Genomic DNA, 15,327 nt, shown 5'->3' on the forward strand with positions numbered 1-15,327 from the left:
GATAAAGTTTCAGTAAATGTATGAGAAAAAATGAGGAGTTTGAAAATCAGTTTTAAAGGAGCTGATAGAAAATTCTTCTAACATCAATTCATACATTATTAGGAGTAATCGATTGATTTTTTTTCAATCATTCGGCGATTCCGACTGCATGTCCGTAGTTGAGTTCTGAATAGAACTCAAGTCTAAATCCTGCTTCCTTTAATTCGGAGGAAATCTGTTCTTTCGAGAAGTAATGGACAAAGTTTTCTGGAAGTATAAAGTCGCCGATTTCGGTTTTAGATTGCCATCGTATTGCTCGAATAAGATTCGCGATCGTACTAATCATCTTGTAATATTTTGCAGGCTTATAAGCGTACAGAAATGATAAGAGAATTGGCGATCCGCTCTTAACACGATCTCGCATTTGTTTTAGAAAATCAATCCGAGTTTGCCGCCCTTGAATTAAGGTATAAGCTCCCCAACCAACAATTAGTCCGTCGTATATTTCTTCGTAAACCGGGCAAGTGTCTCTCACCGCGATTTGAACTGTGCAATTGATCTGCTTTTCCTGAAGAAATTCATTTGCAAATTTGACAAAATTAGGATTACATTCAAATGCATCTACTTCATATCCTAAGGCATGCAAGGCTAAGATTTCTCGTCCTCCTCCTGCGCCTGCAAGCAGAATCGTTTTACAGGTTTTAAAATGAGTTTGGATCGCCTTGAATTCCCACTCCCAAAAACCGCTTTGATTATATTCTTCATCTCGATAGATGGCTTCGCTATCGTAAAACTGTTGATCAATTTGATACATCGAATTGCGATCGAGCACTCCTAACCAGAAGCCAACAAAACAAGCCGTGAGTAAGTCAATCAATTGATAAAAATAACGATAGGCTTGCTTATGAATTTTAATCATCATTAAATTACCCTTCTAGCAAGATATTTTTTATCCAACTGCGTTAACCAATTGGCTAATCCAAGTGTGCTGATCAACTGATTCGCAATTCCATCGTGGAAAGGTTCGTCTGGTCGATAATCTTGCTCGTATGACTGCCGATAGGACAAGAGCGAATTTTCTAGTTGCTTGAAATCAATTGCTTCTTGTAAATAGGAATTTTGTTTTGCTTGTTCTAGCAATTCAAGAGCTTGGCTTCCTCTACCGAGTCCAGCATACTTCAATGGATCGAAGTAGTTGATTTTTGGACGTAACCTAACTGCATCTGGTAAAGTTGTTCGGTTTGCGTGGCGCAAAAAGACTTTTTGATAGTTTGAATCCAGTTGTAGCGAAGGATGTAACCGATTTGCAAATTCAACTACGCGCTGATCGCGTAGTGGCGAAGTATATTCTAATTGATGAGCAGATCGAAGCAATCGGTGAACTTGCATCGTCCCAACAAAACTAGCATCTTCGATCTCTTGATTCAAAGCCTTAACTCGATCTAATCCAAAAGACTTCATCGCAAGCTGTTCCACAACTTGAGTCTGTTGTATCTGTGCTAGATAGGTGGATTGAATCCATTGCGGCGCAAGATTTCTGAGCTTCAGGCGTGACATCATCCACTGAGTTTGCCAGGGCTTTGGACAATTGGGCAAAATGAGGTCTTGCAAAACAAACGATCGACGATTTCCTGGGCTTCTAAGCTGTTGCCACAGAAATTGCCAGTCTCCCACTTGAATGCGATCGCGCCAGAATATATAGCAAAACTCATCGCCCCACTCGCCATCAAATATCAGACCAAAGCCCAATTTTTGAGCCTGTTGCATCATCCGTAAATGCATTGGTACAACACAACTCGTAAACGGATCATCAGGCAGCGGCAATTGTTCCCATGGTTCACTCAATACCCAAGCATCATCACAGTTAATGGAATGCCATTTGACTTGGGAATATCGATTCAGAAATGCTTGAATGGGTTCGCTTTCATCAATTGCAGCATAACGCTCTGTAGTGACTGAGAATGCTTCAAGATTGGAGAGATGATTGAGGAGAGCAACTGTTACCGTTGTAGAATCTAACCCACCGCTCAAGGTCGTACATACCGGACGGTAGTTGCGTAAGCGATCGCGAACGGATTGATTGAGAAGATACCAAAACTTCTCGAAGTAGGTTTCCGGTGAGTCCCGTAAGTCGTAGCTTGTCGGTGCTAATTTTGCAAGTTGACGCTGCTGAAGTCGTCCTGATTGGAGGATTAAGCCGTATCCAGGTCGGAGCCGTTTAATTGCCCGAAATGGAGTAATTTCGGCAGGATGTGCCCAGGCATCGCAGATCGTATGAGCCATGTAACCTTCATCGAATTCATGGCTCACTTGCGGATGAAGCAATAAAGTCAAAACCCGTGAGCAAAGCAATAAAGTATTGCCATCCCAAACATACGCGATCGTACGATTGCCGACAGGATCACAGCCGACGAATAATAGGTCTTGGCTCGCATCCCAAAGGATGAATACAAACTCACCCACGAGATGGCGCAGACTATCCACTCCCCAGCGTCGATAGCTTTCAATAATCAATTGAGCATCTGGGACTTGAGTACGCCCTGCGAGTAACGTCTCTCGATCGTCAAGTCGCCCATCCCAAACGAGTACACAGCCATCTTGCTCAACAACAGGTGCTTCTAAGCAAGATTCTGGTGTATTAAATAACTGCGATCGCCCTAAACTGAGTCCAATCGATGGATCATGCCAACTGCCTTGTCCATCTCTTCCCAACACGGTTAAATCACTCAGCATTGCTTCCCAAGGGCTAGGCTGCTGGCTATTCCAGATTCCTAAAATTCCGCTCATAGCTCACTCTAGGTTAACGGGAGAAATCAGACCATAAGCTGATAGGTCTTGGAGTACTTGTTGCAAATCCGTGAGAACTTGAGTCCGCTCAACGTCGTATTCATCCAGAATGCGGTCTACCGCAGAGGCGAGCGGCTGCTGATTTTTGAGCGCGTCCCAGATGTAAATACTGGTTTCATTCAAACTATAGTAAGCGCCACCAGAAATGCTGAGCAGGATTGCTTCAGTATCAACTTGGCGATAGAGTACATCATCCGCAATCTGGTATTTCTGCTGATTAAGAAGTGAATCTGTTAGGGTGATTTGAGGATGTTCAAGCATTGGTTTGAGAAGTGATAGTTGTTAATAGTGCTTTGCTGTATCCACAGCAATTTATTCCAATCCGGAGATTAGTCAGATGAGAGCTTATGCATAAGTGTCGAGTCAAAGGCAGCAAACGATTGGTGAACATCGGGGATATCATTCAGGATTTTGCCCTGACATTCCACCCAAGCATGTGCTTGAAATTCCCCTTGCTCTCGGCGCACCCCAATTCTGAGTTCACTCGCAATTCCTTGACAGCGCAGCAGATACCAGAGCACTAGCGATCGCTTCAGGCAATTTGCCCAGCGAGAACTGTATTGCCGTGCTGCAATTTCGACTAATCTGACTGTTCGCTCTACTTGAACTGGTGATGCAGGAGAGAGCGGTCGGCATAAGCGAGTGAGAACACCTTGAATCTGTGCAATATTCCAATGCTGTAGTGCGATCGCGATGCAAGGGAACAATGCTAAGGCACAGATGAAACGAATGCTGTCTTGTGGAGAAAGGCGCAAGAAAAGCTTTACTTTGTGTAGCAATACTTTCAGCCGAAATAGATTAGTCTTCGGTCCAATTGTTCGGCGAATTAAGTATAGATAATCGAATGCTTTGGGTAACTGGATGCGTTGCGGATGATCAACGGGCAGAGCAGCATAATTGAGAAAGTAAGGGATTTTATCCGACCAGCGTTCTCTGAGCGCCAAATAGAAAGTGTGATCCAAGCAGAATGTTTCTGAATCAAACTGTAGAAGCTGAGGCTGTAAATTGGTTTTAAGTAGATTGGTTGCAAGTGGATGCAGCAACGACTCGATCTCTGAATTGTGTTGAATCTGAGTTTGCATCATTTTCGGTAAGGGAATCTGCAAAAGCTGCTGTCCAAGTGCTAGTGTCACCAGAACCATATGCAGGATGCCGAATCGACGAGATTGGTTGAGAACCTGATGCCAGTCGAGATTGGGATAAGCTTGAATCAGTTGAGCGATATCGCACAGTTGAATGAGCCGAGATTTTTGTTCATGGCGATCGCGGCAAAAGCTCACACAGAGGATGAGCAACATATCAATCGGGGAGAGACAGTCGATCTGCTGATTGTCGAACGAACAAGATTGAAGGCGCGATCGCAGTTCTTCAAACTGCAAATCGAATTTGAAATAGGGTGGAGTTAGGGCACGGTGGAGATCAATTCCTACTCCACTTGATGAATGAGCGAAAGCCGTTTGCCACCCTAATACTTGATAAGGCTGGTAATTTTTTTCCCGCAATAAGGTTTGAGCACGTTCAAAATCATTTCGAGCAACAAGCAGATCGAGATCGTTAAATTGCCTTAAATTCAAGTCGCCGTAGTACGAAATCGCCAACAATGGACCCTTGAAAGCGAGAACGGGAATCTCTGCATCCTCAAATTGTTTTAATAGGATAAGCAGCGTTTGTATCAACAGTTGATTGTTGAGTGAGATTGCATAGAAGGACTGCCGGAGCCGCTTAGAAATTTCAGGAGGAATCTTTTCTGGACAGACTGTGTTTAAGGTTTGATAGACCAGCGGCAGGACACTGTGCCACTCGGCTAGGGGAATGAGGTTTTCCCATCGAATCGGCTGGTGTACTAGTTGATGAATCTGAGCCACGGTTGTAGCATCGCGATGAGTTCTGGCACAGCATAGGAGTAATGCTAGCTCAAGGTCATCTTGAGAACTCAAAGGGGCAACAATGTCTTGAGATAAAGATGTCATAAATTGCTTATGCTAGAGGGCTGAGCAGGAATAAACAATCTTCATTGATCTGAACTGTAGACATACCGATGTTGAAATTTTTTCATCACAATTTTTGGCGAGTTTTCTTGTATTAATGCGCTTTCATAGCCAGAGGGAATGTAATAAAAATCACAAATATATCTCCTCTATTACGTGAAAAATTCTTGCTCTCCGGAACTTTTTTACATCGGTAAAGTTGATTCAGAGTCGAATAAGAATTAGATAGCTTGATGCAAATCGATGAGACGGAGATTCGCTACGATCGTGGAATTGAAGTATATTTCCAGGAATACAGACTCTCATGCTCGATCTCTACTACTGGACAACACCCAATGGGCATAAAATCACAATCTTCCTAGAGGAGGTTGAACTTTCCTACAATCTTGTGCCAATCAACATTGGTAAAGGCGATCAGTTTCAACCTGAATTTCTTAAGATTGCTCCAAACAATCGAATTCCAGCGATCGTGGATCACGAACCAGCAGACGGCGGTGAGCCGATCTCTCTGTTTGAATCGGGTGCGATCTTGCTCTACCTTGCTGAAAAAACAGGCAAATTGATTCCGGCTGACCTTCGAGGTCGGGCAGATACGTTGCAGTGGTTATTTTGGCAAATGGGAGGGCTAGGTCCAATGGCAGGACAAAATCACCATTTCAGCCAGTATGCGCCTGAGAAAATTTCGTATGCAATCAATCGATATGTGAATGAAACAGGAAGGCTCTATGCGGTGATGAATAAACAATTGAGCGATCGCGAATTTTTAGCAGGCGAATATTCGATCGCGGATATTGCTTGCTATCCGTGGATTGTGCCGTATGAGCGTCAGGGGCAAAAGCTCGAAGACTTCCCCAACTTGAAGCGCTGGTTTGAGACGATTCAAGCTCGTCCAGCAACAGTACGAGCTTACGAAAAAGCAGAGGCATTTAAGGCAGATCAGATCAGCCCAGAACAATCACGAGAGTTGTTGTTTAATCAATCGGCAGGAACCGTCAAAAAATAAACCACAGCAATTACAGCGGTTTCTGATTGGATGTGCCACAGTTTGGGCATCCTAGCAGCAGTCATAAGGAATGAGCTATGCCTGCTGCTTACTCAGTCGATTTACGTCAACGGATAGTGGATGCTTACGAAGCCAAAGAAGGCAGTCAACGCCAACTGGCAAAGCGCTTCAAAGTCAGCTTGTCGTTTGTGCGCGACTTGATGCGACACTACCGAACACAGAAGACCGTACAGCCCAAACCGCATGGCGGTGGAGCCGTCGCTAAAATCGGTGAGAAGGAGCAGGCGTTGATTGCCAACTGGTTGAAACAACACCCTGACCTGATGCTGTGGGAATTGTGTGAGCGCCTGGAAAAAGAATGCTCCATCCAAGTGGGTATCTCGACCATGTGGCGCACGTTAGAGCAGATGAACTTGAGCGTCAAAAAAAACTTTGAGTGCGACCGAAGCTGAAACCAAGCGTGTGCAAGACTTGCGCTTTGCTTTTCGGCACTGGACATTCAGGATTGACCTGCGCAATCTGGTGTTTGTCGATGAAGCCGGGGTTCACTTAGGCATGACTCGCCTCAACGCTCGTGCAGCGAAAGGCGAACGGGTTCATGATGTGCGTCCGCGTAGTGTCGGACAAAACATCTCGCTGATTGGGGCAATCGGACTCGAGGGACTAATTGCAACGATGACGATTCCCGGTAGCGTCAATACCGAGGTCTTTGTCACCTATCTGCTTGAGGTGTTGATTCCACAACTTTGGGTTGGCGCGATCATCGTGATGGATAACCTGCGGGTGCATTATGCTGAGCGAGTTCGACAAGCGATTGAATCCGCTGGAACGAAACTCGTCTTCCTGCCACCCTATTCCCCAGACTTATCTCCGATTGAACTCTGCTGGTCGAAACTCAAACAATTACTGCGCTCTGCCAAAGCGCGATCGTTAGAGGCACTGAACCAAGCTTTGACTGAAATTGTAACTGAGAAAATCTCTGAGGAGGATGCAATTGCTTGGTTTGCACATTGTGGCTTATTCACCTAGAAATCGCTGTAAAACACCGTCCGGCTTAAATTCTCTAGAAGGTTTTCTTCTATAGAGGACTGAGTCGGACGGTGTTGTTCTCTGTATTGGTACAAATGCTAGCTGCTAGGTTCAGTTTGTGATCCTAGACCGTAATTTCAGAACGACGAGGACGCAGCGATCGACCAATACTGCCTGCAATGAACCCGAATGATGTAAACAAATCATCGATCGAGTCGCGACGCTGAGCATACCACTCCTGAACATCCGAATAGATGACCAAACTTAGTGCATCTCGCTGAGCACGAGAGAGAGCTAGGAAATTCACTAAAACAATCGATTGACCATCCTGAGTCGAAGCGAGTCGAATGACTTGCGATCGCATCGACACATAGGTATTAGAATCCCCCATCAGTTCAATCTCAATTTCAGGAGAAAGATTGTCTAGCTCTTGGTTGAGTAGAATCCGAGCGCCCGAATCGCTGATATCTAGAGTGACTCCTTGCATCGCTTGCCCACGATCATGTATCGTTGCTCTGAGATTCCGAGCGAGACGATGTGCGGCTCGCTGCTGTGGTTGTTCTAGTCCAACCAGTAAAGCTGCAATGATCAACGTGAAATTGAAAAGACTCCAGAATAAGTTCACCATGACCGCTTCTGTCTTTTCTGGACTCCAAGCAATCCAAAATGGAACCGCCAAGATAGAAACAGCAACAAACACCCCGATGACGAGCAATACTTTGGTCGATCGCCAATCAAAACTGCGCTGATCCACAATCAATCCTTTTTGCGTCACATTAAACTTGCCGAGTCCCGGATTGAGCAATGCGAGCAACGTGACGATCGCTGTGTGAAACGACATCGCAAACTCATATACTTCATTCCAGAACGAGAAGCGCACATGCTTGTAAGCAATATAGTTTGCAAATGCTGCTAGTAAAAAGTGAGGTAACGCATAAGCAAGCGTTTCTAACCCCAAGCCTCGCACTGGATTTAAGCCAAACAGTAAGAAGAGAATCGGTGCGATCGCATACATCAAGCGAGGAAACCCAAAAAAGAAGTGAGAAGTTGCACTGAAGTAGCAAATTCGCTGAGGTAATGTTAAGTTCAATCGCGGATTGAACAGGGGATTCTCAAGTCGCAAAATCTGCGCCATGCCTCGCGCCCAACGAGTTTGCTGACCGACATAAGCAGAGAATTTTTCAGGAGCTAAGCCCGCGACCATGATTTTGTCATAGTAGACCGTTTCATAGCCGCTAGAATGCAAGCGCAATGAGGTATGGCAATCTTCGGTCACTGTTTCTGTCGCAATGCCGCCAATCTCTAAAAGCTGCGATCGCCGAACTACTGCTGCTGATCCACAAAAGAAAGCCGCATTCCAGAAGTCGTTGCCTTTTTGTAAGACTTTGTAAAACAATTCATTGCCAACTGGAACTTTACCAGCCGTGCGTAAATTGCGCTCAAACGGATCAGGATTGTAGAACCAATGCGGCGTTTGAACTAATGCGACTTTAGGATTGAGAAAGAATCCAACTGTTTCTAGTAAGAAACTTCTCAGGGGAATGTGATCCGCATCTAAGATCAAGATCAAATCGCCCGTTGTTCGGGTCAAAGCTGCATTGATATTGCCCGCTTTGGCATGATCATTGTTCTCGCGAGTGAGCAACGTACAGCCAATTTCTTGGCACATTTGAATCAAGGCGAATCGACGATCGCGCAATGCTTCTGATGCACCATCATCTAAGATGTAAACCTGTTTTTTATCGGTCGGATAGTCCAGCGCCATTGCTGCTAGTGCTGTTTTGCGGACGATTTCGACATCTTCACTATAGGTTGGAATGTAGACATCCACGCTCAACCATTCATTTTGAGGCAGGTTCGCAAGACGAATGGGCTGTCGCTCTTTGAGCTTGAGGGTCTGAAAAAATGACAACACAAGCGTCATGATTGCGTATAGCTCAGCCAAAAATAGCAAAATACTGGCAGTGCCATCGAGCCAGCCATTGTGCAAATTTAGCGTATAGCTCACCCGATAAAACAGATAGCGAAACGTGGTGATCAAGCTCAGCCAGATCATGAACAAATGGAGATATTCACTGGTGCGGTCAGTCGCATGTTTGCGCTCAATCACCGAGACTGCCCAACCGATCGCAATCAGTAAAATTGCAACGACTCCTTGTTGCCAAATTTTGAGGGGCGTAATGATCAACGGAACTGAAAGAAAAAGCAGTACCGTGATGATGAAAAAGAGCTGAGTTTTACCACTCCAGTGGAGTACACGATCGAAGAAATTCGGAATCAGATCTGCCAGCACTGAAAGTAAGCGCTGACCTTTCGTTGGAGAGGATTGTGCCATGAGTTTATAGCGAATTGAGGGTTGAGTGTCACAGCTCTTGCGAGTCCTCTAAATCCGCAGATTTGAGGATTTAGGGGACGAAGACTGTGTCGCATGAACGGATAGCGCTGGTACTACCTTGCAACGCGCTTGAGGAATAATTGCGCCACACCATAGAGGATCAGTGCCGCAGTGATGATACCGAGTGGTAAGAAGAACCATTGATCTTCTAGGAAGCGCCGCGCTTTACTCAACGGGCTGACATTCTCAATCCGACGGCGCTCTGCTTGATCCAAGAACTGCAATTGATAGGCATTATTATCAAAGCTCGATGTACTTTGCGGGTTTGCATTGATCAAAACAGTGTCATTCTTCAGCTGATAGAACCAGTTATCTTTGCTCAAGATGTCCTGAATTTGCTTCAAACCATTCTCCGTTTGACCACTCAACGCGATTAAAACACGCTCGGGATTCCAAGGGGACATCACACTTTTGATTACGCCACTCGCATCGGGAAGGGTTTGAATCCGGTCTTGTCCAAGTCCCCGTCCGAAGACATCCATTAACTGGAAGCTGCCTGTTTCAAACGCTTGTTGAACCGGAAAGCGATCGCGCGTTCCGATCGCAACAATGTTTCGGTCTTTTCGAATTCCTTCTGGGAGTGAGCCTGCCTTGAAGACATCCATTTTCACAGATTGAGCATTCGTTAAGCGTCCCATGCGTTCACTGAACTTGAGTAACGTCATCAAATCAGTCGTCGTGGGTGCATCCGGAACTACGATCGCGGTGTTCGATAAATCTTGGGGAGCCGCGAGCGGAAAGCCGGTTGTGAGTAATTTTAAGTCTGGTAGTTCAACTGAATGCTCACGCCGCAGGTTGAAGCTTGAAGTGCTGTGAACTGTTCCCCAAAGTTGCTGGTCATTGCTATACCCACATTGACTTGCATCTTGTGGATACAAATCAAAATCGACATCAATGATGGAGTTTGGCTTGATTAAGTTCGCGGGTAAATCAACTGTTAGAGTTTCATTTTGCCCGCCTCGATCCGAGTCCAGTTTACGGCTGCCAATTCCTACCCCATCAATCCGCACCGAGACATTGGAAAGCCGAGGATTGACTTGGGCACTGTAGCTATATTTCAAATTCATCGTGCTGCCGCGCATAAAGCGATCGTCGGGTAGCGCCCGAAAATGCACTTGAACGGGAGCCGCAGACGTTCCTTTCACGGTTTTATCTTTGAAAGGCTTGTTATCGAGTCCAGTTAGCTCAGCGAGTTGGAAGGAGTCTTTATCGGGGAGATAGTGTGACCAAGCTCTGGGTGCAGGAGAAGGCGCATCTGCTAAATCGTTGACCAGAATTGCATTGCCAGCCCCGATCTGACGATTCACCGGTTGAATCAAAAATTGTGCTGCTTTCGTGACTCCTTCTGTTCCATTGCCAGACACAACTAAGGCTGGGAGTTCACCATTATTCAACGTTGCGAGCATGACCACACCCACTGTGTCCGGCAAGGGGACATTGTTGCCATCGACAAAGCGATTGTTTGCCATTTTGTAGGGCAATTTCATCGTTTTGAGTGCAGGCTGCTCATCGGGTGTCCCCAAGATGACAATGCGATCGTTCCACTGAAACTTTTTGAGATCGTTGATTAACAGCGTTTCTAAAGGTCGGAACTCAGCGACGCGACCATAATGCGTGTGGAAACGGCTGAGTGCAGTTAGCCAAGACTCACTCATTTGCGTCGGCATGAGATAGCTCATCCGGTTAGAATCAAGCCCATACTGATCAAAGAACGGGAAAGGATAGCGACTGAAATCTAAATCGATCGGCTTCACAGTGTAGTCAAAAACAATCTCAGAATCAGACAGTACTTCTGACCAGAGTGTCTGATCATCCGGATTCGAGCAAGTTGAAGAATTGACTTGTTGAGCCACGATCGAGATCTGATTTTCATCTTGCAACAAGTTCAGGGGGATGTTGAATTCTGCTACTCCTGCCTGAGCATTCTTGAGATTGAGCGGAACACTGCCGATACTCGTATCATTCACGCGCACCACCAGATTAGACTTGTCTGGAATCAAGGCAGGTGAATGCTGATAGCGAATTTTTGCTTTCGCAGATTTGACTTCCCACTGACGTGGACGAGTAAAGCCAAACTGGGATTCTGCATAGAGTCCTTCTAATCGAAAGCGATTGCCAATGATCGGACTGCGATTAAATTGCACAATGTAGCGGCTGATGGGATTTCTCCCTTTTGCTTCAGGAGGTTTCTCTGTTGGATTCGGAGAATTCAGCTCTGCTGGCTGCGGTTCAGTTCGCTGCGTGTCTGGGGTTGCCTGTGCAATCAACCGATCCGATTCAGAGACGAGAGGACGATATTGACTGATGCTAGTAGCAGTCGGCAGCTTAAACAATTGCGAAGAAGTTGGAGCTTGAGGCGCTTGTGCCGATACTTGGGGGACAGGTTTCTGAGTTAGCGCGATCGCAAGAGCTGTGACACATCCCAAACTGCCAAAAAAGATCAGTTGAGAAAGCCAAGTTTTGTCACGCAAAGCGCTTCGCCGGGTTTGTCCATTAGACCGTTTGTTCATGAGAGTTATTTAGGTAGATTGCGACAAATAAGGAACCACCATCGAGGCAGGAACCAAGCCAAACCAGGCTAGATTCTGAGTGTAGTAAGCACTATCGTTTTCCCAGAACCCATTGCGGTACTGAGGAGAAAGCTTGGATTGAAAGATTTCAGAAGCAATTTTGGGATCAATGATTCTGAAAGCGGCATACAACATCCCATACTGAGAGGTTGCTTCATACGAAACGAGAGATCGACCCTGCAAATCGAGTTGGGCGGGGATCGATTTTTGCGATCGCCAAAGCTGAGCGAGATAAGCGAGATGCTCTTTTAGAAACGCTCTAGCTCTCGGTTCATTGAACCATTCTGCATCGATCGCGACTCTCCACCAGACTCGACTTGCATCAAAACCGTAATGACTCGCCAGAGTGTTGTGTGCAAGCGGAGCATAGTTGCCTGTATCTGGCTGAAAGAGCACCCAATCACTTGGAAGATTGACGGTTGAGAGGTCAGTCGATTGTTTGAGGACGGCATAGCTACTGTCAATCAAACTTTGCCAATCATGATGAGTGTCAACCTGGGCAAAGAGTCGAAAGGCAGCCGGAGCCAGGTAAGAAGGATTAAATTTGAGTTGATCTCCTTTGCGAAAAACCTCGATCGCACCTGGAAGAAGATAGCGACGTTGATTGACCAAGACTGTGCCATGCTCCCACAGATCAGTCAGCTTTGTGTCTGCCAACTTGAGGTAGTCAGAATGCTTCCATTTCCGAGCAGCAACAATCAATGCGGTAATTGCATCAATATCGGCATCCGTCGCAAAGTTTGCATCTAAGGTTGTCCATTGATGGGTAACTGGATTGCGTCCCCATTTCCAAGCCCAAAGGCTATCAATTTGCTGCTGCTGTGCATCTCTGCGTTTGAGATTGTTTTCTGACCATTGCAAAACGCGAGCGAACGTGTCTCGATCATTGACCAAGACCGATCTCAATAACGCATAAGCTTGACCTTCGGAGATGGAGCGATCGGTGTCTTGCCGATCAATAATGCGCCCGTCGCTTTGAATAAATCTTTGACGGTAAGCCTTCCAGCTTTCCTGCAAGAGTTGGGTGTGTTTGGGTAGAACCGAGGCTTCGGTGCAAGCCGAGAGGGTAAAAAATAGAGTACTTGCGATCGCGAGAACAAAAAGTAACCAGGCTTTTCTGACTCGAATTCGTCCTCGCGGGTGAGGAGAAAAGTTCAATTTGAAACTAGCGAGTAGATGCATAGGAAATACAGGAAACAACAAATGCGTAATTTTTGCGCGTGGTTCGTCGGGTCATATTCCCTACTAGTACCGCTCCCAAGCAGGCTGAAACCCGCGTTGCCGCAGCATATCTTCTTGCAACTTCTGGATGCGCCGATCGAGTTCAACATCAGTTGCCCCTTGTTCTGCTTGCTCAATTTTCAATTGCTCCAACTGATCCATAGCCGCAAATGGCATCCCTTGAGCGGCTGCGAGTTCCGCGATCGAGCGTCTCACTCCAACATTTTCTGGATTGACGCTGAGCGCTTGGTCATATAATCGAGTAGCGGTCTCAAAGTCCCGTTTTTGGAAGCTCACACCTCCGAGATTGGTGAGCGCATCCAAATTTTCAGGCTGCAATTTCAGGATGGCTTGATAGGATTCCTCAGCTCGATCGAGATTGCCTAACGTCTGTTCTAGTCTGCCTTTGAGCATAAGCAGTGACAGATCATCAGGAGCCGCTTGACGAGCTTTCGCAATCAGTTGATTGGCTTTGGTTCTGGCTGCTCTTGGATTGCGATCGGCAAGGACTTGAATCAATTTCACTTGGACTGGAACGTTGCTCGGATCAGCTTCAATCAGTTCGTTGTACAAAGGTTCTCGCCGTTCACGCGCTGGTAAAACGCCAACGAGGGTATATAACTGCTCTGGAGAATCAGATGGACGTGTCGCGAGAAATTGATCGAGTACTCGTTCGGCTTGAGGTTCAGAGACTTTCCGGGCTTGATACGCGATCGCAGTTCTCTCTAACTGCAACAACGGATCATCGGGTGTACGAGTGAGTAACTGATCATAAAGCGCCAATGCTTCTCCATAGCGAAACTGAGCAATGCGAATGCCAGCCAGTCCTCGCATCGCACCCGCTTGCAGGTCGCTGGATTCATTCATCAAGCCTTCATAGCGGTTAGCGGCTCCATTGAGATTCCCTTGCCGCCGATCGATTTCAGCCAGTAAGAGTTCAGAAGTGCGATCGCGTTTTCCAGCAGGTGTGGCTTGATATTGCGCGATCGCAGTTTGAGCCTCGTCAATTTGATTGCGTTGAATCAGCAATTGCGCGAGACGAAACTGTAAAAATGGCTCGTTGGGAGTAGTCTGTGCTAACTCTTGATACGCCGAAAAGAATTCGGGTTCTGGCTCCATCCGTACTAAAGCACGCGCGATCGCAAATCGCTGGACTGGCTCCGTAGGTAAAGGCTGCAAAATCGGCTTGAGCTGTTGCCGAATTGCTTGGCGGGGCAGCGTACCTAACTGCTTCTCTAAGGCGAGCTGCTGCACAATCAGAGCTTGATTATTAGGCTCTTGGGCAACGAATTGCCGATAAAGCTGAAGTGCAGTTTGGCGCTCTTGAGGAATGCCGCTCAGCACATCTGCGGTTTCTCGAACTAGAGCAGGCGATGGAGAACTCGACTGATTCAAAGCTTGCAGATAAAGCTCCGCAGATTGAGCTTGAAATTCTGGACGATTTGATTGTTTGCCAATTTGATTCAAAGCCCGCGCCAGCGGCAAGCGCGCCTCCGGACGATCGCGCAAGGGTTCTAATACTGCGATCGCCTGTGTAGGCTGTTGATTTGCCACATAGGCTTGCGCCAGTTCAGATCGCATTTGAATACTATCCGGTTGTGCTTCTAAGACCCGAATCGCTTGCGGCGCATTTCCGGTTTCACTTAAAGCCCGTGCATAAGCGATCGCAGCATTTCCCTGGATTGCCCGACCGCGAGAACGATACTGTTCAAAGAGGGCAAGTCCTCGCTGCTCATCGCCTGCATAGGTATAGGTCTGTGCTGCATTCAGTAACACTTCCGGCGGAACTGAACCTTGAAGCGCTTGCTCATACTCTGCTAACGCCTCAGCAAATCGATTTTGATAGCCGAGCAGTACCGCTCTTTGTGCTCTTGCTTCGATATCATTGGGAGCTTGTGCCAGATAAGCTGTGAGGGCTTCAATCCCTTTGACTTGCCACTGCGGACGAAATCCGCCGAGGATGCCAACGGTTTTGAGTGCGAGCTGATTATTTGGATCACGAGCAAGAACTTGCTGATAGGCATTCCAAGCATTTTCATCTTGTCCTGCTCGACGATATCCAATCGCTAAGCCTAACCGAGCTTCGATGGAATCAGGATGGCGCTCGATCGCGCTTTGAAACACCCGAATGGCATCATTCACCCATCCTTTCTTTAGTAGCGCATATCCCTGTCGAATCTCAGATGGAACAATATTCGATCGTGTAACCGCAACCTCTTGGCTCAGCGCCAGTGTAGGACTCCATATCATCCCTAAACTGAGCGCAATTGCAATGCTTTTCATGATTGAACCGTG

At 46.6% G+C, this 15,327-nt stretch carries 11 protein-coding genes; 3 read left to right on the forward strand and 8 right to left on the reverse strand.

Going from position 1 to position 15,327, the window contains the following annotated elements; translation table 11 throughout:
- Positions 1–127 precede the first annotated feature (127 nt).
- The 4 genes from ACMUEV_RS17705 to ACMUEV_RS17720 form a co-directional block, all read right to left on the reverse strand.
- Positions 128–901 (reverse strand): class I SAM-dependent methyltransferase, encoded by a 774-nt coding sequence (locus ACMUEV_RS17705; protein ID WP_190649929.1) that lies wholly within the window; start codon positions 899–901, stop codon positions 128–130.
- Complete coding sequence (locus tag ACMUEV_RS17710; protein WP_190649931.1) at positions 901–2,766, reverse strand: asparagine synthetase B family protein; 1,866 nt, start codon at positions 2,764–2,766, stop codon at positions 901–903. The genes ACMUEV_RS17705 and ACMUEV_RS17710 overlap by 1 nt, the downstream gene beginning before the upstream one ends.
- Before the next feature lie 3 nt (positions 2,767–2,769).
- Positions 2,770–3,087 (reverse strand): PqqD family protein, encoded by a 318-nt coding sequence (locus tag ACMUEV_RS17715; protein WP_190649933.1) that lies wholly within the window; start codon positions 3,085–3,087, stop codon positions 2,770–2,772.
- A 68-nt stretch (positions 3,088–3,155) separates the two neighbouring features.
- A complete protein-coding gene (locus ACMUEV_RS17720; RefSeq protein WP_190649936.1) occupies positions 3,156–4,796 on the reverse strand; it encodes a lasso peptide biosynthesis B2 protein in 1,641 nt (546 codons plus the stop codon).
- A gap of 322 nt (positions 4,797–5,118) precedes the next feature.
- Between ACMUEV_RS17720 and ACMUEV_RS17725 the strand changes: the two genes are divergently transcribed.
- From ACMUEV_RS17725 to ACMUEV_RS17735, 3 genes are all read left to right on the forward strand, one after another.
- On the forward strand, positions 5,119–5,817 hold the full coding sequence (locus ACMUEV_RS17725; protein WP_190649938.1) for a glutathione binding-like protein: 699 nt from the start codon (positions 5,119–5,121) through the stop codon (positions 5,815–5,817).
- Between the two features lie 77 nt (positions 5,818–5,894).
- Positions 5,895–6,269, forward strand: coding sequence for a helix-turn-helix domain-containing protein (locus tag ACMUEV_RS17730; protein ID WP_190649940.1), 375 nt, complete (start codon positions 5,895–5,897; stop codon positions 6,267–6,269).
- On the forward strand, positions 6,250–6,846 hold the full coding sequence (locus tag ACMUEV_RS17735) for an IS630 family transposase (RefSeq protein ID WP_190649943.1): 597 nt from the start codon (positions 6,250–6,252) through the stop codon (positions 6,844–6,846). Before ACMUEV_RS17730 ends, ACMUEV_RS17735 begins: the two co-directional genes overlap by 20 nt.
- A 124-nt stretch (positions 6,847–6,970) precedes the next feature.
- Here ACMUEV_RS17735 and bcsA read toward each other — a convergent pair whose 3' ends face one another.
- The 4 genes from bcsA to ACMUEV_RS17755 form a co-directional block, all read right to left on the reverse strand.
- Positions 6,971–9,181 (reverse strand): UDP-forming cellulose synthase catalytic subunit, encoded by a 2,211-nt coding sequence (gene bcsA / locus ACMUEV_RS17740; RefSeq protein ID WP_190649945.1) that lies wholly within the window; start codon positions 9,179–9,181, stop codon positions 6,971–6,973.
- 113 nt (positions 9,182–9,294) lie between these two features.
- Positions 9,295–11,751, reverse strand: a complete 2,457-nt coding sequence (locus ACMUEV_RS17745; protein ID WP_190649947.1) for a cellulose biosynthesis cyclic di-GMP-binding regulatory protein BcsB — start codon at positions 11,749–11,751, stop codon at positions 9,295–9,297.
- A gap of 9 nt (positions 11,752–11,760) precedes the next feature.
- Positions 11,761–12,993: a glycosyl hydrolase family 8 gene (locus tag ACMUEV_RS17750; protein WP_190649949.1), complete on the reverse strand. Its 1,233-nt coding sequence runs from the start codon at positions 12,991–12,993 to the stop codon at positions 11,761–11,763.
- 63 nt (positions 12,994–13,056) lie between these two features.
- Positions 13,057–15,315 carry a tetratricopeptide repeat protein gene (locus ACMUEV_RS17755; protein ID WP_190649951.1) on the reverse strand — a complete coding sequence of 753 codons (2,259 nt, stop codon included), beginning with the start codon at positions 15,313–15,315 and terminating at the stop codon, positions 13,057–13,059.
- Positions 15,316–15,327: the final 12 nt, after the last annotated feature.

This window comes from Leptolyngbya sp. FACHB-1624 (assembly GCF_047649235.1).
GTDB lineage: Bacteria > Cyanobacteriota > Cyanobacteriia > Leptolyngbyales > Leptolyngbyaceae > Leptolyngbya > Leptolyngbya boryana.

What these genes read in the sequence shown, in the direction of transcription:
- ACMUEV_RS17720 (WP_190649936.1), bottom strand. Translation starts at nt 4,796, where the DNA reads ATGACATCTTTATCTCAAGACATTGTTGCCCCTTTGAGTTCTCAAGAT.
- ACMUEV_RS17705 (WP_190649929.1), bottom strand. Translation starts at nt 901, where the DNA reads ATGATGATTAAAATTCATAAGCAAGCCTATCGTTATTTTTATCAATTG.
- ACMUEV_RS17755 (WP_190649951.1), bottom strand. Translation starts at nt 15,315, where the DNA reads ATGAAAAGCATTGCAATTGCGCTCAGTTTAGGGATGATATGGAGTCCT.
- ACMUEV_RS17750 (WP_190649949.1), bottom strand. Translation starts at nt 12,993, where the DNA reads ATGCATCTACTCGCTAGTTTCAAATTGAACTTTTCTCCTCACCCGCGA.
- ACMUEV_RS17745 (WP_190649947.1), bottom strand. Translation starts at nt 11,751, where the DNA reads ATGAACAAACGGTCTAATGGACAAACCCGGCGAAGCGCTTTGCGTGAC.
- ACMUEV_RS17710 (WP_190649931.1), bottom strand. Translation starts at nt 2,766, where the DNA reads ATGAGCGGAATTTTAGGAATCTGGAATAGCCAGCAGCCTAGCCCTTGG.
- ACMUEV_RS17725 (WP_190649938.1), top strand. Translation starts at nt 5,119, where the DNA reads ATGCTCGATCTCTACTACTGGACAACACCCAATGGGCATAAAATCACA.
- ACMUEV_RS17730 (WP_190649940.1), top strand. Translation starts at nt 5,895, where the DNA reads ATGCCTGCTGCTTACTCAGTCGATTTACGTCAACGGATAGTGGATGCT.
- bcsA (WP_190649945.1), bottom strand. Translation starts at nt 9,181, where the DNA reads ATGGCACAATCCTCTCCAACGAAAGGTCAGCGCTTACTTTCAGTGCTG.
- ACMUEV_RS17715 (WP_190649933.1), bottom strand. Translation starts at nt 3,087, where the DNA reads ATGCTTGAACATCCTCAAATCACCCTAACAGATTCACTTCTTAATCAG.